Annotated in this window: 20 protein-coding genes; 17 read left to right on the forward strand and 3 right to left on the reverse strand. The window is 53.5% G+C overall.

Annotated features, from left to right (window positions below; genetic code table 11):
• Nucleotides 1-607: 607 nt before the first annotated feature.
• The 17 genes from lysS to ACFSX3_RS28685 all read left to right on the forward strand — a co-directional run bounded on the left by lysS (nucleotide 608) and on the right by ACFSX3_RS28685 (nucleotide 17,311).
• Entirely contained in the window at nucleotides 608-2,170 is a 1,563-nt protein-coding gene (gene lysS / locus ACFSX3_RS28605; RefSeq protein WP_209990272.1) for a lysine--tRNA ligase, read from the forward strand.
• Nucleotides 2,171-2,264: 94 nt separating this feature from the next.
• Nucleotides 2,265-2,984, forward strand: coding sequence for a YebC/PmpR family DNA-binding transcriptional regulator (locus tag ACFSX3_RS28610; RefSeq protein WP_209990275.1), 720 nt, complete (start codon nucleotides 2,265-2,267; stop codon nucleotides 2,982-2,984).
• Between the two features lie 89 nt (nucleotides 2,985-3,073).
• Nucleotides 3,074-3,508, forward strand: a complete 435-nt coding sequence (locus ACFSX3_RS28615) for an NUDIX hydrolase (protein WP_209990810.1) — start codon at nucleotides 3,074-3,076, stop codon at nucleotides 3,506-3,508.
• Between the two features lie 28 nt (nucleotides 3,509-3,536).
• Nucleotides 3,537-4,301 (forward strand): TSUP family transporter, encoded by a 765-nt coding sequence (locus tag ACFSX3_RS28620; RefSeq protein WP_209990278.1) that lies wholly within the window; start codon nucleotides 3,537-3,539, stop codon nucleotides 4,299-4,301.
• A gap of 23 nt (nucleotides 4,302-4,324) precedes the next feature.
• Nucleotides 4,325-4,759, forward strand: coding sequence for a GNAT family N-acetyltransferase (locus tag ACFSX3_RS28625; RefSeq protein WP_209990281.1), 435 nt, complete (start codon nucleotides 4,325-4,327; stop codon nucleotides 4,757-4,759).
• Nucleotides 4,760-4,762: 3 nt separating this feature from the next.
• A complete protein-coding gene (locus tag ACFSX3_RS28630; protein WP_209990284.1) occupies nucleotides 4,763-5,935 on the forward strand; it encodes an alanyl-tRNA editing protein in 1,173 nt (390 codons plus the stop codon).
• A gap of 139 nt (nucleotides 5,936-6,074) precedes the next feature.
• The gene (locus ACFSX3_RS28635; RefSeq protein WP_379313577.1) at nucleotides 6,075-8,426 is read left to right on the forward strand and encodes an ABC transporter permease; all 2,352 of its coding nucleotides are present in this window, start codon (nucleotides 6,075-6,077) and stop codon (nucleotides 8,424-8,426) included.
• 34 nt (nucleotides 8,427-8,460) lie between these two features.
• Nucleotides 8,461-9,237: an ABC transporter ATP-binding protein gene (locus tag ACFSX3_RS28640; RefSeq protein ID WP_209990290.1), complete on the forward strand. Its 777-nt coding sequence runs from the start codon at nucleotides 8,461-8,463 to the stop codon at nucleotides 9,235-9,237.
• A 22-nt stretch (nucleotides 9,238-9,259) separates the two neighbouring features.
• Nucleotides 9,260-9,940 (forward strand): response regulator transcription factor, encoded by a 681-nt coding sequence (locus ACFSX3_RS28645; RefSeq protein ID WP_209990293.1) that lies wholly within the window; start codon nucleotides 9,260-9,262, stop codon nucleotides 9,938-9,940.
• Entirely contained in the window at nucleotides 9,927-11,213 is a 1,287-nt protein-coding gene (locus ACFSX3_RS28650) for a sensor histidine kinase (protein ID WP_209990296.1), read from the forward strand. Before ACFSX3_RS28645 ends, ACFSX3_RS28650 begins: the two co-directional genes overlap by 14 nt.
• 29 nt (nucleotides 11,214-11,242) lie before the next feature.
• Entirely contained in the window at nucleotides 11,243-12,076 is an 834-nt protein-coding gene (locus ACFSX3_RS28655; RefSeq protein ID WP_209990299.1) for a GNAT family N-acetyltransferase, read from the forward strand.
• A gap of 28 nt (nucleotides 12,077-12,104) precedes the next feature.
• On the forward strand, nucleotides 12,105-12,665 hold the full coding sequence (locus ACFSX3_RS28660; protein WP_209990303.1) for an AAA family ATPase: 561 nt from the start codon (nucleotides 12,105-12,107) through the stop codon (nucleotides 12,663-12,665).
• Between the two features lie 95 nt (nucleotides 12,666-12,760).
• Complete coding sequence (locus tag ACFSX3_RS28665; RefSeq protein ID WP_209990306.1) at nucleotides 12,761-13,744, forward strand: aldo/keto reductase; 984 nt, start codon at nucleotides 12,761-12,763, stop codon at nucleotides 13,742-13,744.
• Between the two features lie 9 nt (nucleotides 13,745-13,753).
• Entirely contained in the window at nucleotides 13,754-15,790 is a 2,037-nt protein-coding gene (locus ACFSX3_RS28670; RefSeq protein ID WP_209990309.1) for a GTP-binding protein, read from the forward strand.
• The gene (locus tag ACFSX3_RS28675; RefSeq protein WP_209990312.1) at nucleotides 15,783-16,184 is read left to right on the forward strand and encodes an NUDIX hydrolase; all 402 of its coding nucleotides are present in this window, start codon (nucleotides 15,783-15,785) and stop codon (nucleotides 16,182-16,184) included. The genes ACFSX3_RS28670 and ACFSX3_RS28675 overlap by 8 nt, the downstream gene beginning before the upstream one ends.
• A 185-nt stretch (nucleotides 16,185-16,369) precedes the next feature.
• Entirely contained in the window at nucleotides 16,370-16,795 is a 426-nt protein-coding gene (locus ACFSX3_RS28680) for a DMT family transporter (protein ID WP_209990314.1), read from the forward strand.
• An 18-nt stretch (nucleotides 16,796-16,813) separates the two neighbouring features.
• A complete protein-coding gene (locus ACFSX3_RS28685) occupies nucleotides 16,814-17,311 on the forward strand; it encodes a DMT family transporter (RefSeq protein WP_209990318.1) in 498 nt (165 codons plus the stop codon).
• A 113-nt stretch (nucleotides 17,312-17,424) separates the two neighbouring features.
• Here the strand turns inward: ACFSX3_RS28685 and ACFSX3_RS28690 are convergent, their stop codons facing one another.
• From ACFSX3_RS28690 to ACFSX3_RS28700, 3 genes are all read right to left on the reverse strand, one after another.
• Nucleotides 17,425-18,954 carry a collagen-like triple helix repeat-containing protein gene (locus tag ACFSX3_RS28690; RefSeq protein ID WP_209990321.1) on the reverse strand — a complete coding sequence of 510 codons (1,530 nt, stop codon included), beginning with the start codon at nucleotides 18,952-18,954 and terminating at the stop codon, nucleotides 17,425-17,427.
• Between the two features lie 246 nt (nucleotides 18,955-19,200).
• Entirely contained in the window at nucleotides 19,201-20,256 is a 1,056-nt protein-coding gene (locus tag ACFSX3_RS28695) for an anthranilate phosphoribosyltransferase (RefSeq protein ID WP_209990325.1), read from the reverse strand.
• Nucleotides 20,257-20,268: 12 nt separating this feature from the next.
• Nucleotides 20,269-20,865, reverse strand: coding sequence for an ANTAR domain-containing response regulator (locus ACFSX3_RS28700; RefSeq protein ID WP_209990328.1), 597 nt, complete (start codon nucleotides 20,863-20,865; stop codon nucleotides 20,269-20,271).
• Nucleotides 20,866-21,079 lie beyond the last annotated feature (214 nt).

The raw sequence follows: 21,079 nt of genomic DNA on the forward strand, positions 1-21,079 counted from the left end.
GTTTTGCATTTGGATCTGACAAACGATAGATCTTCTGATTTTACCTATTATTTAGGAATTCCCAGGAATGTAGCAGCTTGAAAATCGGCTTTTTCAACAGTCTGTGTTTTTCCACTTGTTTACCTGAAACTACTAGAAACAGGGGATTTAAGATATATTATTCCATTTGTTTCCTGCGGAAGGCGGGTGTGTTCTGTGTGCTTGCAATTGTAGTCTTATTCGTTGACAAAACCATCCACCCCAGCGTAAAATGGCTGATAAATACTTACAGCAACAAGCGATGAAGAGAAGAGTAAGCAAGCGGCAGCGTTCACAGAGAGCTCCAGAGTGGTGAAAGGGAGCAGCGAAGCGCCTGATCTGAAAAAAGTCTCCGAGCTGCATAGGGAATTGGGCACAAGTGTCCAAGGATGGTATGCCGGGTTCTCCCGTTATAGAGATAGGGTATAAGCGTCATGGCCGTACCCGAAGAGGCGGATGAGGTAACTTGTCCGTGAACAGAGGTGGTACCACGAAGCTTATTCAAGCTCTCGTCCTCAAGATATTAATCTTGAGGGCGGGAGCTTTTTTGCTTTTCAGGCAATTCACAATAAACTTAGAGGTGATTGACATGCATTGGGCAGAAAAAATGGCAAACCGGTTAATCGCGGAGCATCCGCAGCGGCAGACGTACGTATGTGCATCCGGGATCAGTCCGTCCGGGTCCGTTCATATCGGGAATTTCCGCGAGGTGGTGACGACTGCATTTGTGGCGAAGGCGCTGCGGCGGGCGGGGAAGGAGGTGCGGTTTATTTTCTCGTGGGATGACTTCGACCGGTTCCGTAAAGTTCCGGCCCATATAGATCCCGGCTTCGCTCAGTATATTGGGCTGCCTTATTCGCAAGTGCCCTGTCCGTATGGCTGTCATGCTTCGTATGCGGCTCATTTCGAGTCGGAATTCGAGCAGGCGCTCCAGGTATTTGAGATCGAGCCGGAATTCATTTATCAGAGCCGGGAATACCAGTCAGGCCGTTATCATCCGCAGACCCTGCACGCTCTGCGCCGCCGGGGTGAGATATACGATATCCTGATGTCGTTCAAGACAGGCGGGAGTTCGGCGGAGGAACGGGCTGCATTCTATCCCATCCATCTCTATTGCGGGCAATGCGGCAAAGACTCGACCACCATTCTGGATTACGACGACACGGCGGAGACCGTGGCTTACCACTGCGGCTGTGGTCATTGCGATACTGTACATATTCCGCAGGCGGACAATATCAAGCTGCACTGGAAAATCGACTGGCCGATGCGCTGGCAGCAGGAGCAGGTCGTATTCGAGCCGGGCGGCAGGGATCATTCGTCAGAGACAGGGAGCTATAATGTGGCTGCGGTAATCGCGGAGCAGATCTACGGGTATTCGCCGCCGGTGTATGAGCCTTATGAATTCATCAGCATCAAAGGCAGCTTTGCCAAAATGTCCAGTTCTTCCGGGCACAATTACACTCCGGATGATCTGCTAGAGGTCTACGCCCCTGAGAACATCCTGTTCCTGTTCGCCAAATACCAGCCGAATGCCGCCTTCCATATCGGGCTGGATGAGGATGTGCTGCGCAATTATGCGGAGTTCGAGCGGTATGCTGCGGGAGCACGGGCAGGCACGTTAACGGGCGATCTTGCAGGTGCGCTGGAGCTGTCTCTGCTAAGCGATTCTCCGCTGAGTGCTGGAAGCACTGTTAGCTTCGGTCAGGTAGCCAGTCTGCTTCCCTTAATTAACTTCGACAGGGGAAGGCTCCGGGAGATGTTCAACAGAAACGGGGAAGATGCAGATGAGCTGCGGCTGCAGAGGACGGCAGAGCGGACGGAATACTGGATCAGGAACTGGATGCCGCACAAGCTGGTGACGATTCAAGCTTCGCCCAACTATGCATATTATCACTCCCTTACCGGAGTGGAGCTGAGATGGCTGCGGAGCTTATGCAGTCTGCTGCGGAGCAGGGAGCTGGACGAAACGCAGCGGATGACCGAAATCTACGCCATTTGTCATCATGAAGACAAGAAGACGATGCGCAGCCAGCAAAAAAGACTGTTCACCATCATCTATCAGCTGGTGCTTGGTACCGAGGAAGGTCCGCGTCTGCCTTGGCTGATTCAGGCGGCGGGGGAGGAACGGATGCTGAATTTGCTGGATTTGTGAAGGTGTGTGGACGGCCCTTTACGGGATCGATTGAAGAGAGGTATAATGTACAGGACTATTTAACATCAAATGTTGGAAAGCGAGCGGTAACGATATGGGTCGTAAATGGAATAATATTAAGGAAAAGAAAGCATCCAAGGATGCTAATACAAGTAAGGTCTACGCCAAGTTCGGGGTAGAAATCTATGTGGTTGCCAAGAAGGGCGAGCCTGATCCGGAATCCAACCGGGCGCTGAAGGTGGTTCTGGAGCGTGCCAAGACCTACAATGTGCCGAAGGCGATTATTGACCGTGCCCTGGAGAAAGCCAAAGGCAGCGGCGATGAGAATTACGTAGAGCTGCGTTATGAAGGCTTTGGTCCAAGCGGCTCGATGATTGTAGTCGATGCGCTGACGAACAACGTCAACCGTACAGCTCCGCTGGTTCGTTCTACCTTCAGCAAGAACGGCGGCAATATGGGCGTCAGCGGATCGGTTACGTATATGTTCGATCCAACGGCTGTCATCGGGGTAGTAGGTAAATCTGCGGATGAGGTGATGGAGCTTCTAATCGAAGCAGACCTGGATGTCCGCGATGTGCTGGAAGAGGATGAGGCAGTAATCGTATACGCCGAACCGGACCAGTTCCATGCAGTACAGGAAGCCTTCCGCAGCGCAGGGATTACCGAATTCACGGTTGCTGAGCTTACGCTGCTTCCACAGAATGATGTGGAAATTCCTGAAGATGCACAGGCCCAATTCGAGAAGCTGATCGACGCGCTCGAGGATTTGGACGATGTGCAGCAGGTTTATCACAACGTGGATTTGGGAGAATAGAATAGCGGTAACTTGAATAAGCGGGCATGCCGATTTCCAGGCTTGTCCGCTTATTCTTCGTGAGCGAGAGAGGAGAGGAAGAACTGGGAATGGAAGTCTTTCGATTAGTCAGTGTGGTCCATGTATTTCTAATTAAGGACGGGCAGGTCCTGCTGTTGCAGCGTGCTAATACGGGACATCATGACGGGGAGTATGGGCTGCCTGCCGGGAAGCTGGATGGTGGCGAGCCGCTTCATTCCGCCGCCATCCGCGAGGTCCGGGAAGAATGCGGTGCTGTTATAGCTCCCGCCGAGCTTACCCTGATCGGAACGATGCACCTGCGTACCTCCGGGGATGAGCGGGTGGATTTCTTTTTCAAGGCGGAGCAGTGGACTGGAGAGATTCACAACATGGAGCCGGACAAATGCGATGAACTGAGCTGGTTCCCGGTGGATGCGCTGCCGGAGAATATCATCCCCTTCGTACAGGAGGCCTGGAATACATTCAAGGACGGCGTGTGGTATGCCGCTCACGGATGGAATTAGATTAGAGTAACGGGGGGATGGCGCAGTAATGGAAGACTGGACGCTCAGTATGGTTCTTATATTGGTGGTATGCGGATTTCTGGCCGGATTAATTGATTCTGTAGTGGGCGGCGGCGGACTGATCGCGATTCCGGCCCTGCTGTCGGTGGGGATTCCGCTTCCCTTGCTGCTCGGCAGCAGCAAATTGGCCGGATCGATGTGTTCGCTGACCAGCACCGCCTCGTTCGTGCGTTCCGGCAAAATCAATTTCAAGCTAGTCCGCACCCTCATCCCGTTATCCGTCATTGGGGCGATGGCCGGAACGCTGACTGTCCGTCAGGTGCCTTCCGAGTTCCTGAAGCCGCTGGTGATAGTGATGCTGATCGTAATTACAATCTATACCTTGTTCAAAAAATCCTGGGGAGATATCTCCACCTTCTCCGCAAAAAACGGCGGGCTGCGTCTGGCGGGAAGTATGGCAGCGCTCATAATAGGCTTCTATGACGGGTTTTTCGGCCCGGGAACGGGGTCGTTTCTGATTTTTGCTTTTCTGATGATGGGGTTTGAATTTGTCACCGCCGCAGGCAACGCCAAAATCCTGAACTTCGCCAGCAATATCACCAGCCTGCTTACGTTCATTGCCCTAGGCTCTGTCAGCTACACCCATGGGCTAATTCTGGGGATTCCGATGGTGATCGGAGCCATTGTCGGCTCCCGGATGGCCATCCGCAATGGAGCTGCGTATATTCGGCCGTTATTCATTACAGTGACTGTGATATTGATTGGCAAGCAGATATGGGATACGATGCACTAAGCACAACTAATGGAGTGGATGAGATGGAGATCAAACTTATACATAAGGAAGAAGTCTGGAAGCTTAGGCATGAAGTAATGTGGCCCGAGCGGGAGCCGGATTATATTAAGCTGGCAGATGACGATCAGGGCAAGCATTACGGGCTGTATGTGGAGGATCGGCTGGTCTCGGTGTTATCTCTGTTCGTCAACGGCACAGAAGCACAGTTCCGCAAGTTCGCCACCCTGGAGCTGGAGCAGGGCCAGGGCTACGGCAGCAAGCTGCTGAAGACGGTCCTTGCGGAAGCGGAGCAGGCGGGGGTGCGGCGGATTTTCTGTAATGCCAGAACCTACAAGGCTGGCTTCTATAAGAAATTCGGCATGCAGAGGACGGATGAAGTGTTCAGCAAAGGCGGCAAGGATTATGTGGTCATGGAGAAGTTCTTCGGACCTGCAACGGATGCGAATGGGGGAGCTTAAGGGATGACCAAGAAGCTATATTATGGTTCAGCTTATATTCAAGAATGGAGTACCGTGATCACCTCCGCGTTGGAGCGTGAAGACGGGAGCTATGTAACGCTTGCGGAGACGGCCTTCTACCCGCACGGCGGCGGACAGCCTTGTGATACGGGAACTATCGGCGGGATTGCTGTACTGGATGTGGTGCTGGAGGATCAGGAGGTGCTGCATAAGGTAGCACAGCTTCCCGGGCAGACTGAAGTTGAATGCGTAATCGACTGGACACGGAGATTCGACCATATGCAGCAGCATAGCGGCCAGCATCTGCTGTCGGCGGTATTCCGCGAGCTGTATCAGGCATTGACACTCAGCTTCCATATGGGCAGCGACTATGCCACGATTGACCTCGAAATGCCGGAACTGTCAGCGGCGAAGATGGCAGAGGCCGAGCAAGAGGTGAACCGCCAGATTTATCTGAATCGCCCGATTACCAGCTACTTCGTGACAGCAGAAGAAATGGCCAGATTGCCGCTGGTGAAGCTGCCCAAGGTAACGGAGGATATCCGCATTGTTGAGATCGAGGGTGTGGAGCACAATGCCTGTGGAGGAACCCATGTTTCTTCGACCGGTGCTATAGGAATGGTTAAGCTGCTGCGGTCCGAGAAGCAGAAGGGCAATATCCGGATTACCTTCAAATGCGGCAGCCGCGCGCTGGATGAATTCAATGATAGTCTCCAAATCCTGAGTAAGCTGTCTGTTAAATTTAATACCGGCAAGGACGAAATCATCGACCGGATAGAAAAGTGGGAGCAGGAGCAGAAGCTGCTGGTAGCGGAGCTGAATGCCGTGAAGGAGCAGAATGACAGCTATCTGGCCCGGGACCTGTTAGCTTCTATGGAAAAGGGCAGCGTGGTGCTCACCCATATTTCGGACGATAGACCACTTAAGGATCTGCAGAGTCTGGCTGCGAAGCTGACGGCGCTGACCGACCTTCCGGTGCTGCTGCTGAGTGCGGCGGAGAATAAGGTAGTGCTCGCGCATAGCGGAACTGCAGATTTCGCGTGCGGCGCCTTCTTCAAGGCTCACCTGGGCGGATACCAAGGCAAGGGCGGGGGCAGCGACAAGCTGGCTCAGGCCGGATTCCCTTCATGGGAGGCGGCGCAGGCGTTCTATGATTTTGCCAGACAGCAGTTCTAATTAAGGCAAGCCAAGAGCTATGGGAGTGTGTATTCCTTAGCTCTTTTTTTGTGCGGAATGTGAGTAGACCGACTTAAGGATTATTTAATAATTACCCCCTTATAATCAGGACAGAGCTTGACGAAGGGAGAAAACAAACGTGTTCCTGACTATTCTAAAAAAGGATTTGCGGCGTAAAAAGGTGATGAATACCGTTCTGCTCATACTCATTATCCTGGCCTCGACACTCGCCGCAAGCAGCTCCAGCCTGATGTATTCCACCTCCAGCGCCCTGGACAGCTTCATTGAAACCAGCAAGGTGGCGGACCTCAATGTTACGCTGGCCAATACGCCCCGCTATAATACGGCAGTGCAGGACTGGGTGAAGCAGGAGAAGAAGTTGGAAGCTGCTTATACAGAGCGGCAAATTAGTCTGTCACTAGAGCAGATTACGATGCCTGAAGGCCGCAAGAGCTTTTCCGGAAATATAAGCTTCGTGTTGGCTACTATTCCAGAACAGGTGAACCGGGTCTTCGGGGAAAACAATGAGCCCTACAAGCTTCAGCCAGGGGAGCTCGGCCTTCCGGCCAGTCTGATGCTGAGCAGCGGTATCCAGCCGGGAGAGCAGCTAATGATCCAGTTCGGCGGGAACAAGAGAACGTTCACGGTGAACGGTTACTTCAAGGATGCGTTCATGGGGGCTGATCTGCTGGGCCTGAAGCGTATCCTGTTGTCTACAGAGGATTTCAGAGAAATAGAGAAGCAACTGCCCGAAGATACGCTGATGAATCTATGGAGTTTCATCGCGGTGCCTGGCGTAGATTCAACTGAAATATCCGCTTCCTTTGCGAACAGTGATCTGCCGGTTAACTTTGAAGTCGATAAGGCTCTGGTGACGATGACGTATATGACCGACCGGATTATCTCTGCGATGATGTTCGCGATCAGCGTGTTCCTGATCTTCATTGCGTTTCTTACCCTGCGGTTCACGATTGTCTCCACCCTGCAGGATGAATACAAGGAGATTGGCGTAATGAAAGCGATCGGGTTCAGGAACCGGGCGATTAAGCAGCTCTATCTGACAAAATACACAGGTCTGGCCTGCCTTGGCGGCATTCTCGGACTAGGCATCAGCCTCCCGCTTACTACGCTGATGTCCCGGCGGACCTCACAGTATATGATTCTGCCCGGAGGCAGCACCAGTATTATGATCTCGGCGGTTAGCACGGTGGTCATGATCGCATTTATTCTGTTGTTCTGTTTGCTCTGCATGCGCAAGATTAACAAGGCATCGGCTATTGATGCGATCCGGCAAGGCCAGACCGGGGAACGCTTCAAGGCTTCCCGGAGCATTCATCTCCATCGCAGCCGCTTCCTGCCGCCCCCGTTCTTCCTCGCTCTGAGCGATGTGATGAACCGGTTGAAGAGTTACACTTCTCTTATATTGACGCTGATCTTAAGCACGGCGATTATCCTGATTCCGGTCAATCTGACCAATACGATCGTTACTCCTAAATTCCTGGAATATTTCGGTACGGTCGGTGCAGACTTTTATACCAAGTCAGTGATTGCAGAGAAGACCGTGGAACAGATCCGGCAGGAAAAAGAGCTCCTCACGCAACGCCTGAAGGATCAGGGCTTCGAGGTCACGCTTGCCGCGAATTATGCGGTATTGACCAAATATATCTCCGATAACGGGCAGGAGAACCGGCGGATTAACGGCCAGAAGAATGATCAGAACGTGTCGGTTGAGATTCTGGAGGGAACGGCCCCGATTCTGGGGAATGAAATCGCCATTACGACCATCATGTCCGAGAAGTACGGGAAGCAGGTCGGCGACAATATCACGTTTGAAATTGACGGGGTACCCGGTACCTTCATGATCAGCGGACTGTTCCAGAGTATCTCCAACGAGGGGTATGCGGTCTGGATTGCCCGGGACTATGAGCTGAAGATGGTATCGACTTATCTGTTCTCCGGCGATCTCCAGACTCCAGAGCCAGAGAAGGCCGCGATGATGAAGGCCATTCAGCAGCAGTTCCCGGAACAAGGTATCAAAACATCGCTCGAAATGCTGGAAGAGATCACCGGCGGCTTCATGGGCCAGCTCCAAAGCATCAATGCGCTGCTTACAGCAATCATCTGCTTGATTACGTTCTTCATCACCAGCCTGTTCGTCAGACTGATGATTGCGAAGGAAGTGTACGGCATCGCGGTCATGAAAAGCATCGGCTTCACGAATGCCGCTATCCGGCTGTGGCAGGTATTGCGTATTCTGATCATCATGGCTGTCTCGCTGGTTCTGGGTGTGATCGCTGCGAATACCCTCGGCGGCCGCCTGCTGGGTCTCATCTTCCGGATCTTCGGCCTGACGAGCCTGGAGATGAATATACTCCCGCTTCAGGTCTATTTATGGTATCCGCTGCTGATCCTGGCCGTTGTTATGCTGGCCGTATACACCAGCTGCGGCCAAATCAAACGTGTGCAGATCTGGAATATGAATAAGGAATAAGCGTTTAATTTAAGAAAAGAGAAGGAGTGGCGAAATGGCAGCAGTACTCGAAGTAACCAATCTATGCAAAACCTATATCGTCAATAAAGGACAGAACAATGTCCTGCGGAATATTAATTTCACGCTTCATGCCGGGGAGTTCGTATCTGTCATGGGGCCGTCCGGTTCGGGCAAGTCCACGCTGCTCTATACCGTCAGCGGGATGGACCGCCTTACAGCGGGAGAGGTGGTCTTCGACGGGCAGAGCCTCTCCCGGCTCTCCGAGAAAGGCATGGCCGAACTGCGTCTGCACCGCATGGGATTCATCTTCCAGCAGATGCATATGCTAGGCAATCTCTCGATTTATGATAATATTATTCTATCAGGCTATCAATCGCTGAGCGGTAAGGACAACGGACGCAGCCGCAGCGAGGTGAATGAATATGCCGATGAGCTGATGCGGAAGCTGAACATCATTGAGACGGCAGGCCATGACATTACGGAGGTGTCCGGCGGTCAGCTGCAGCGGGCCTGCATCTGCCGGGCGCTCATTAACAAGCCGGCGATGCTGTTCGCCGATGAGCCGACAGGTGCGCTTAACTCCAAAGCCGCACAGGAAGTGATGTCCGAGCTGTGCCGGATCAACCGTGAAGGGACCACACTAATGATGGTTACTCATGATGTGAAGGTAGCCGCACAGAGTGATAAGGTACTCTATATGGTGGACGGCAATATTCAGGGGGAGCATGTGCTGGGCAGATTTTTGCCGGAGCAGGGTCTCAGGGAACGTGAACACAGCCTGACGGGCTGGCTGATGGAGATGGGCTGGTAGCAGGCAGCAGGGGGAGATAGCCGTGGCGGACATTCTGATCATTGAGGATAATGCGGAGCTGGCGGAGGTGATGAAGGATTTTCTGGAGGTGGAGGGATATTCCGTGTGTAATACGGCTTCCGCTGAAGAGGGATTGGCTTATTTGGAGGCGAATGCCGTCAAGCTGCTGCTGCTCGATATTATGCTGCCCGGGCTTGACGGCTTCACAGTGTGCAGACTCGCCAGGGAGAAGTTCAATCTGCCGATTCTGATCATGAGCGCACGCCACGGGGACGAGAATAAGATTATCGGTCTGGAGCTGGGGGCGGACGACTACCTGGAGAAGCCCTTCTCGGTGCCTCTGCTGACGGCCAAGGTCAAGGCGCATCTGCGGCGGAGTTATGATATGAACGAGAACAAGCTGCTGCTTACCGATGGCGAACTTACCGTGAATCAGACCTCCAGGGTGGTATATCGAAGCGGCCAGCCGCTCGGGATGACAGCCAAAGAATACGAGCTGCTGGTGCTGCTGATGGGCAACAAGGGCAAGGCGCTGCGCAAAGAGTGGCTGTTCCAGCAGGTATGGGGAGCAGACAGCTTCAGTGAGCCGTCCACGCTGACCGTACATGTGAATAAGCTGCGGGACAAAATCGAGCCTAACCCCAAAGAGCCGAGGCGTATCGTTACCGTCTGGGGGGTCGGATATAAATATGAGGGCATTTAACAGGCTGATGCTCTGGACGGTTCTTATCGGGTTGACGCTGATCGCCGCTCTGAACGGATATGTATCCTACAAGAAGACACAAGAGCCAGGTAAGGCATACCGGGTAGAGATCAACCGGATCTTAGACGAGGTGAGGAGCGGAATTCGGCCGGAGGATATCGTGCTGGATCAGAACCGTTATACATACGTGAACGGATTAAGCTGGATAGGGAAGGGTGAGGGGGCGGAGGCTGTCCAGCAGTTTTTTGCCGGTACAGACATTGCGGGAACCCATGAGTTCATGATCAAACCTGTCTATGAAGAGCAGCAATTGGCGGGGTATTTACGCTTCTCTTACCGGATGCCCGGGCCGGACTACAGTATTCCGCTGGTGCTGAATCTGTTCCTGCTGGCGGCGCTTGGAGCGGTGATGGTGTTGCTGTTCTATATCCGCAAGCAGATTCTGCGGCCGTTCCATATCTTGCAGGAATTACCCTATGAGTTATCCAGAGGTCAGGTGAACATAGGCATGAAGGAGCACCGGAGCCGGTTCTTCGGCCGGTTCATCTGGGGGCTGGATCTGCTGCGGCAGACACTGGATGCCCAGAAGCAGACCAATCTCCGCCTGGAAAAAGACCGCCAGACCCTCGTCGCCTCCCTGTCGCATGAGCTCAAAACACCCGTCGCCACGATCAGGCTCTATGCCAGCGCCCTGGAGGGCAGTCTGTATGACAGCGAAGTCAAGCGGCACACAGCCGCCCGGCTGATCGGCCAGCAAGCAGAGCAACTGGAGCAGCTGATTGGCGGTATGATTACCGCTTCAGTCTCCTCTTTGCAGAATATACAGGTTGTTCCGGGAGAGTTCTATATCAGCGGACTGATCCGCACCGTCATCCATAACCACAAGGGACGGCTGGAGCTGCTGAAGACGGAGCTGGAGGTAGGAGAATATCAGGACAAGCTGCTGCTTGGGGATGAAGAGCGGCTGCTTGAGGTGCTGAACAATCTGATTGAGAATGCCATCAAGTATGGAGACGGGAAGTCCATCTCTATTACCTTCCGTGAGGAGGATTACCGCCAGCTGATCGTCATTGAGAATTCGGGGGCCCCGCTGCTCCTGAGCGAGCTGCCCCACATCTTCACCAGCTTCTGGCGCGGCTCCAACGCCGATGGCAAGCCGGGCAACGGCCTGGGTCTCTTCATCTGCAAGCAGCTGCTACAGAAGATGGGCGGCGATATCTTCACGGAGCCGCTGGAGCGGGGGATGCGGTTTGTGCTGGTGCTGCGGTATTGAAGTGAGATACATACATGGAGGGAAGCGTAATGAATGAGCTGAATAAGCTTTTGGAGCTGCAACCTGAGAATTTTGCCGCAGTTTATGATTTTTATGCCGGTACGAAGCATCACCTTCCTGCCTTATCCGTCCTGCTTGAGAATTATCCCGGGCGGGTATTTGCTGATCATACGGAAGCGCCGACACTGGCTGTGGTATGGGCTACGGGGAGATGGATGTATGCTGCCGGAGATATCAGTGCTGAGATTAACCGGCTGAAGCTGATGGGCTTTTTGCAGACGGTAGTTGTGCCTGATTGCCTGCAAAGACAGGAGAAAGGGTTCGAGATCTATACGGAAGATAGTGATTCATGGACGGAACTATTGACGCTTGAGATTGCCGGACTGAGCGTAGACAGACATATGGAGTCGGTCTATGAGTTCAATAGCGAACGATTTGTTCAGCTGAAAAACAGGCGTGCTGCTATCCCCTTGGAGGGAGAGCTATCTGTCGCCTGCGAGGAATTTCCCGTGCTCGCCCTACCGGAGCATAACAGGTCTGCAAGAGATGACAGGTTCGTTGGGCTGACAACCACTGGTGCTGTAGTGAAGGTTAGGGATAAGGTAGTCTCCATTTGTAAAAATAACGGCTTCAGCGTGAATAACAGGTACTTCATTGATGTAGATACTTATGCAGAATCGGAGCGCGGGAAGGGCTATGCTACGCTCGCCGCTGTATCATTAATTAGTCACTATCTCGTTCAGGAAATGCTTCCCTTATGGGAAACAACTCATGAAAATGTGGCTTCACATAAGCTCGCGCTGAGGCTTGGCTTCGAGCCGGTGGAGAGTTATCCGGTATTTGCTTTTGTCATGGAAGGATAATACCTATTAACGTTAAGGAGTGGTATTAATGAAGAGGTTAGCAATCCTTACAGTCGGTAAAACGCATAGCGGGAAGACCACATTTGCCAGAGAATTAGAGCGGTGCTTACCTGAATCAGTTGTTATTGACCGGGATGATCTGGCTGAATTCATCAATACCCGGTACGAAAGTCTGCTGCCCAAGCAGGGGGCGAATACGCTCAAGGACGCCCTGACCCGAACGTTAGTGGATTATGCCGTTCATGAGTCGGAGCAGCACATTATCATGTGTAACGCTAACTCCAATAAGGAAGGCCGACTGCGAATGCTGGATTGGTTTCACCAGAAGGGATTGGTTAGTGTGCTGGTATATTTCAACTTGCCTGATGAGATGCTGTATTCGCGTATAGCGAGTAGTGAACGGAGTACAACTATCCTTAGAAAATCAAACAGCTTCGACGTATTGCTGACCCGGCAAATCGCGGATTCACATAAGGGACTGGCGCAGCCGCCAACGGAGAGTGAATCGGAGCATCTGTTTGTAATCAACGACAGCGATGAAGTACCCGGCACGATTCAGCAGATCGTCCAGCTTGCAGGCGGGAAGTGAAGTCCGGCCGCCAACTGGACCTGACCGCCCAAACCCTTCATAATAAGAAGAGTTGTGAACGGTTCCACACAAACTCATAAACGGAGGTTCATAGGATGAAATACCGCGAACTGGGAAATACGGGTCTGTCTGTTAGTGAGGTCAGCTTTGGCACTTGGGCGATTGGCGGGGATTGGGGCAGCAGCAAGGATGAAGACGGGCTGAGAGGCTTAGAGGCGGCGATGGAGCAGGGCGTGAATTTCTTCGATACCGCAGATGTCTATGGCGGCGGCCATGCGGAGGAGCTGCTCGCCAAGGCGACCCGGGGCAAGCAGGATGAGATACATATTGCCACGAAGTTCTGCCGCGCCGGAGATATCCATGACCCGGAGAATTACTCCACGCGCCGGATCAGTGAATACTGTGAGCAGAGCCTGCGGCGTCTGGAGCGGGAAGCGATTGATCTGTATCAGATCCATTGTCCGCCGATAGAGATTCTGCGCGATGGCAGTGTGTTCGCAGCGCTGGACCAGTTGAAGGCCGAGGGTAAAATCCGTCACTACGGTGTCAGCGTAGAAACTATCGAGGAGGGCTTGCTCTGCCTGGAGTATCCTGGCGTTGCGGCGCTTCAGGTGATCTTCAATCTGTTCCGGCAGCAGCCGGCACAGGTGCTATTGCCGCAGGCTGCGGCCAAGGGTGCAGGAATTCTGGTGCGCCTGCCGCTGGCCAGCGGTCTCTTGACCGGCAAGTTCACGGCGTCCAGTACCTTCCAGGAGAACGACCACCGCAGGTTCAACGCGAACGGGGAGCAGTTCAATGTGGGCGAGACCTTTGCCGGTCTGCCTTTTGGTAAGGGAGTGGAGCTGGCGCAGAAGCTGGATTGGATCGCTGAAGGACGCGGTAATATGGCACGGGCCTCCATGCGCTGGATTCTGGATCATCCGGCAGTCAGCTGCGTGATTCCGGGCTTCAAGAATGAGGCTCAGGTAAATGATAATCTGGCCACACTGGATGTACCCTCCTTCAGCCCAGGGGATATGGAGCGCCTGGCTGCCTTTTACCAGTCAGAGGTGGTTCCGCATATCCGTGGAGAGGTGTAGCGGTACTCTATGAATATAACTGTCGGACTGCTCGCCCATGTAGATGCCGGGAAGACGACCTTCGCCGAGCAGCTGCTCTACCATACCGAAGCCATCCGCAGCAGGGGGCGTGTGGACCATCAGGATACGTTCCTCGATACCCATGAGATTGAAAAAGCACGCGGGATCACCGTCTTCGCCGATCAGGCGGAGTTCACCTATAAGGATGCCCGCTATTTCCTGCTGGATACGCCGGGCCATGTCGATTTCTCCCCGGAGATGGAGCGCTGTCTGCAAGTGCTGGACTATGCAGTGGTGATTCTCAGCGCGGTGGAGGGTGTAGAGAGCCACACCGAAACGCTCTGGCAGCTGCTGCGCCAGCACCGGATTCCGACCCTGTTCTTCATTAACAAAACCGACCGTGCAGGCAGTGATCCTGAGCGAGTCCTGGAAGAGATCCGGCAGCTGCTTAGCGGTGATGCCTTGCTGTTGCCGGAGCAGCCGGAAGCTGCGTGGACCGAGGAGACGAAATCGTTCCTTGCCGAACGCGAGGAGACGCTGCTGGAACCTTATCTTGAAGGCACGCTGACGGACAGCGATTGCCGCAGTGCGCTGAGGTCTATGGTGAAGCGCGGAGAGATTTTTCCGTGTATGCAGGGCTCTGCGCTGCTGGACCAGGGCGTGGGTGAGTTTCTGGAGGTTCTGGATGCGCTCACCTTCACGGAGTACGATCATAGGCTGCCTTTTGCCGGGAGGGTCTACAAGATCCGCCACGATGCCAGAGGGACCCGCATCACCTACATCAAAGCCCTTCAAGGCGTGCTGAAGAACCGCGAGAGCTTGGCGTATGGACCCGAAGCGGAACAAACTTCCGAACGGATTACCGGAATACGCAAGTATAACGGTACCGCATATAGCGCTGCTGACTGGGCTGCCGCCGGGGAGCTGTTCGCCGTTGTCGGCCTAAGTTCCGTGCTGCCGGGTGCGGGAGTGGGTGCACTTCAGGACGCGCAGGGCAGCGGACTTATTCCCACCCTGAAATCCAAGGTGCTCTTCAAGCCGCCCGTGCACCTGAAGGAGCTGATGCATGCCTTCGGACAGCTCGGTGCGGAAGATCCGTCACTGAATGTAAGCTGGGATGAAGATCTCCAGGAGCTGCATATTCATGTGATGGGCGGGATACAGCTTGAGATTCTGGAGCAGATCGTGGGGGAGCGGTTTCAGCTTAAGATCTCTTTTGGCCCGCCGGAGATTCTCTATAAGGAGACTATTGCCGGTACGGTCTATGGCTGCGGGCATTTCGAGCCCCTGGGCCACTACGCCGAGGTTCAACTGATGCTTGAGGGAGGGGAACGGGAGAGCGGGATCACCTTCATTAACCGCTGCCACCCGGATGATCTTGCGGCAGGCTATCAGCATCAGATTGAGCAGCATCTGCTGGAGAGCGGCCATCACGGCCTGCTGACCGGTTCCCCGCTCACGGATCTGAAGATCACCCTGCTTACAGGAAGGGCGCATAATAAGCACACGAGCGGCGGTGATTTCCGGGAAGCGGCGTACCGCGCCTTGCGCCAGGGGCTGGAGCAGGCAGAGAATCTGCTGCTGGAGCCGGTCTACGACCTGAAGATCCGGATAGATCCGGACGATGTGGGAAAGGTTATGAGTGATATCCAGCAAGCCGGCGGCCGCTTCAATCCCCCGGATATTACACCGTCCAAGGCGGTAATTACGGGCACAGTTCCGGCGGCAAGCTTCATGAATTACGGGGTGAGACTGGCGGCGATGACGCAGGGCAAGGGAGCGATGTCGCTCAGAGTAGCCGGATATGAGCCCTGCCACAAGACCGGGGCGGTGGTGGAGCAGCGGAATTATAATAAAAATGCAGATCCGGCCTATTCCTCGGCGTCTATTTTTTGTGCCAAGGGTGAGGGGTATGCTGTACCCTGGGAAGAGGCCGGAGCGCATATGCATATTCAAGCAGCAAGCAGGAACGGGTACACGGTTCTTAAGAGAGCAGTACCGTTTCAGCGTGAAGTAGAAGGAAAGGTGCAGATTAACAATGACTAATGTAATAGATAAAGTAGCCTGGATCTATGTTGTGGACGGCAAGGTGCTGGGTGCGCGTTCCACAGGCAAGGACACCTATTATTTCCCCGGCGGCAAGCGGGAGCACGGTGAAGGTGATGCCGAGACCCTGGTCCGCGAGATTGAAGAGGAGCTGTCGGTGCAGATCCTGCCGGAGACGATTGCGGAGTTCGGAAGCTTCGAGGCCCCGGCCCATGGCAAAGCGGAAGGCGTCCTCGTGCGAATGACCTGCCTGACCGCAGATTTCACAGGCGAGCTTGCCCCGGCTTCGGAGATTGAAGAGCTGGCCTGGTTAACCTATAAGGACATAGACCGGGTGTCGGCGGTCAGCGTCGTCATCATGGACAAGCTGCGGGAGATGGGCCTCATCTCCTGAATATAGAAGAGAGAGTAAGCCCGTTTTGAGCCGGAACCCGGCCTGAAACGGGCTTACTCTCTCTTTAGCAGGGCGATGCAGGCGGCGCGGCAAGCACACTTTTACCGAATAGGACATATGTCCTTCCCGAATCCGGCGAACTGGCTTTTAATAAGTACAGAGAAGCAAAAAGAGGAGAGAGACAGATGAGAGGGATACTATTCGCATTTTTGGCCGGGGCCTGCATTACACTTCAGGGGGTAGCCAATGCCAGAATCAGCCAGGATATCGGCACGTGGCAGGCTGCCACCATTACCCAGCTTACCGGATTCATTATGGCGTTAGCGATAGCGCTGGTGGTACGGGACGGCAAAAAGCACGGCTTCCGCAAGGTACATCCGTTATACATCAGCGGCGGCGGTCTGGCCGCCTTCGTGATTTTCAGTGAGGTGACGGCCATTCAGAACATTGGGGTTACGCTTACGATCTCGGCGCTGCTGATTGCCCAGCTCTGCCTGACCTTTATCATTGATATCAGGGGCTGGTTCGGAGTCGTCCGGCAGAAGATGAAGCTTCCGCAGTTTATCGGCATCGGGATGATGATTCTCGGGGTAGTTGTACTGAAGTTCTAAACGAAGGGGGCAAGAGAAATGTTAACAGGGTTAGTACTTGCACTGATCGCGGGGGCGCTGGTCAGTTTACAGAATATTTTCAACACTAAAGTCAATGAACACACAGGCTCTTGGTCGACCACTACACTAGTGCTGGGCATGGGCTTCGCCGCTTCCCTCGTCATGGGGCTGATTATGGAAGGGAAAAATATGTTCACGCTGCAGCACATGCAGCCCTGGTACTGGTTAAGCGGAATGATCGGCGTGGGGGTCGTGATCTGCCTGGTCCAGGCCACCAGAATCCTTGGCGCCACCTATGCCATCTCAATTGTACTAACTGCCCAGCTCGGCTTCGCCTTGCTCTGGGATTCCATGGGCTGGCTGGGCCTTGCGAAGGTTCCGTTCTCGTTCAACCAGCTGATCGGCGTGCTTATTATCGTAGGCGGGATATTGGTGTTCAAGCTGGGTGGAGCGCGTGAGCCCCAAGCTCAAGACGACCACTCTGGAGCAGAGCATAAGAAGCATGCAGTGGAATAGAAGTAGGCATGCTGGAGATCAATAATGAATGATTCCAGAAACAAACAAGAAGCGCATGTTCGTGACTAACACGGGCATGCGCTTCTATTGTATGCAGATAATGGCAGCTTCGGTTAACGGGAGTCCTGTATCGTAGCAGTGCTGTTATTAGCGCTAAGAGCTGTCAACGGATCAAACGGAGGACCTGTAATCGTTCCAACGAGCAGTGCGATATCCACAGCATTCACCGGACTGCCCCAGGCGTTGCCTGAATACACCATAACGGCCCGGTCATTTACGAAGCCGCGTGTATTGTAAACAATGTTATTAATGACCTCACCCGTTGCGTTCTGATTAAAATAGGCTGGCTGGCGCAATGAATAAAAAACATTGTTCCGCACGATCAAATTGGTCATGTTGTTGGCAGCTGAAATTAACCCCCGGTTTACCACCCAGCCGGAGGAAGGTCCGGCCTGCGGCGGACCATAGATCACATTATTGATGATGGTATGATTGGTTCCCGCCACTTGAATGAACTCAACAGCATATGGGTTATCACTCGTTATGGTCAGGCCATCGATCGTCACTCCGCTGCCGGTAACAGTAAAGACGATGACCGCTGCCTGAAGAATAATCAGGCTATTTGGAAATCCTTTTATGGTTACACCTGCTTTACTAATTCCGATATTAGCCGTTATTGGATACGTCCCGCCCATAATATAAACTGTACCATTGGGTGATACGGCTGTCACACCCTGTTGAATGGTACCAAAAGGGCTGGCTTGTGTCCCGTTTCCCCCAACAGCTCCTGCCTGGACGTATACCTGAAAAGGATCTGGCAGTACCGTTCCCGTAGCCCCTGTGGTTCCAGTAACTCCCGTAGCCCCCGTAGCCCCCGTAGCCCCCGTAACACCAGTAGCACCCGTAGCCCCAGTAGCACCCGTAGCCCCAGTAGCACCCGTAGCCCCTGTAACACCCGTAGCCCCTGTAACTCCAGTCCCCGTAGCTCCAGTCGCTCCAGTCGGTCCAGTGGCACCCGTCGCTCCAGTCGCACTGCCAGAGGGACCAGTTTCTCCTGTAGCCCCAGTCAACCCTGTCACTCCTGTCACTCCCGTAACCCCTGTAACCCCTGTAGCCCCAGTCAACCCGGTAACTCCTGTAGCCCCAGTCAACCCGGTAACCCCTGTAGCTCCCGTAGCACCTGTAGCACCAGTCAACCCGGTAACTCCTGTAGCCCCCGTAGCCCCAGTCCCTCCTGTAGCCCCGGTCAATCCGGTAGCACCTGTCACTCCCGTGGCTCCAGATATGCCTGTTCCACTTCCTATCATTTCTGAAGCTACTAAACGATGTGCTGTAACAAGCGCCCCGGTACTGCTTTTGCCCCATGATGAAGCTGCGAAGTTCGCGGAACTCACACCTGTGAAGGTAATCACAAAGTCAAAGCTGAAATTCGCATAATAATTATTGGTGGCTACTCCATTTGGAGCAAGCGAAATAGATTGACTGACATACAATGTTCGGCTTCCATTCAGCATATATCCTTGAATCGTTACTGAGGCGAAATTGGAAGGGTCGCTATTTTCGAGCTTAACGGTTAATGATTGGGTAGGTCTTGTCCCATTTACTGGATTGTTTTCAATGGGACCAGTGGATAGAACAGCCATTGTCATTCCTCCTAATAATCTGATAATTGTGTAAAGCACTCGAATCCCGGTTGTTTAATATATTCAAGGAAAGGTGAAAGGTTCATAGATGTAATAAAATAGACAAAATAGATGAGATTAGGAGATTTTAAGCCTTTGTTTGATACAGGAGTGCTAATATTCGATCTATTATCAATAGTAGCTGAATGTCGCACTAAAAAAGCAGACTGATGATCAGTCTGCTTTCATTGCTAGAGCTAGTGTCCGTCAAGCCTGGGCTTGCCCAAGAGAAGCCGCTGTGCTGCAGAGTACTGCACTTTTCCATTTTGAATACGCGGTCCAAGCCCGCCCGTTATCCAGCAGAGGCTTACAGGTATAGACGCCTTCCTCAATAGAGTTCACACGCCCGGCGGCATGCAGTCTCGCAGCGGCGTTCAGCAGCGTCTGGTTGTAGTAGGCCATGTGCCCGCCGCCTTGCAGGACCTCCTCTGCTATACGGAGCTGCCGCAGAGCCGTCCACTCCTGCTCCTCAGGCAGTGTCACCTCCAGGCCAAGCGCCTCGGGGTCGATGATATCCAGCTCCGCTGCTCCATCCTGAATCCGGTATACGCGGTTCGGCCGGTCAATGTACAGATCCTCCGAGCCTTCCACACCCTGCACCACCAGCCCGCGCTGATAGCCGAGCTTCACAATGAGCCGGGAGATCCGGTCGAATACCGTATTATGGAATATCCCGAATACAATAAACGGTGAGCAGGAATAGTCGATCAGCTTCTCAGCCGTATTAAAAATCGTCCGCATCCCAATGTCCTCACGGAGTCCGCGAAGCTCTCCCAGCGGCGGGCACCACTGCTCCGACTTCACGAACAGAACCCCGCTGGCTTCAGCGGCATGAACCGCGTCGCTGCGGCTCAGTCCGGCTATATCCACTCCGCCGGCCTGGATAATATCCTGTAGCGTAATGCCCCATTTGGGCGGCAAACCCGCTGAACCATGTAGGGTAACCGGCAGACCTGCGGCTGACAGCAGAAAGGCCGTGGGGAAGGTTGCGATGAATGAATGCACTCTCCCGTCATACGGACCGGCACAGTCGATTCCCTGGTGAACAGGCTCACGGAAGGCGTATTTACGGCAGACTGCTACAAAAGCCTCCAGCTCCTCCAGGCTCTCCAGCTTCATGCGCTCTGCGATCAGGAACGCGCCGATCTGGACCGGTGAAGCGGTCTGATGGAGTATGGCTTCCGCCGCATATTCAGCTTCCCCGTAGCTTAAATCCTTCGCACCGCGTTTGCCGCGGGCAACTTCCTTGAGAATATTAATCATATGGCGTTCTCCTTAAGTTTGATCCTGCAGCATCTGGTAGACCTTGACGATGGAGGTTGCTACATCCACGATCCGTTTGCGTTCATTCATCGCCTGCTTGCGCAGCAGGTCGTAGGCTTCCGATTCGCTGATATTCTTGGCCTTGGACAGAATGCCCTTGGCCATATCAATCCATTTGCGTTCCTCGATCCGGGAGAGCAGCTGCTCCCGTTCCTTCAGCCATTGCTTACGCTCGAAGCATTGCCTGGCACTGAAATGAAGCGTCCAGTGAATCTCCGGCGGCTTCATGGCAGGGGACAGAATGCCGTCCACCATAATGTCGTCGCCGCAGGCAGAGACGGAGAGGTTAGCGGTATGCGGGGTACACCACCAGATTACCGGCGCGATCCTTTGCCGCACCAGCAGGGATCTCCAGTGGCTGATATCCGTCACCGGAAGATTGAGGATGAAGGCGTCGGCGTCGCCGATGAACGGAGCGGCCTGCTCCGGTGATGCTGCGGTTCCTACTACATAGCCGCAAGAGCTTAAGATGTGGTCAGGGCCTCCAGAGGAGCGCGCTTCTGCGGGATTCTCTGTTCCGGCAGGTTCTATAACCAACAGGGAATGCATGGGGGACGACGCTCCTTTTACCTAAGAATAGAGACATCTTGAATGATTGCTGACAATCCAATTAGAGGATAGATTATGTTATATTATATAACACGAATTCAGTATTCTTGTCGATAAATTAAATTAATTAAATTTTATATGTCATAATTATTGACGTATAGTAGACGGCTGTAGTATAGTCGTTTTAACAAATTCAACAATTCACGAATACAAC

Origin of the sequence: Paenibacillus rhizoplanae (assembly GCF_042684125.1) — a bacterium.
Classification (GTDB): domain Bacteria; phylum Bacillota; class Bacilli; order Paenibacillales; family Paenibacillaceae; genus Paenibacillus_AQ; species Paenibacillus_AQ rhizoplanae.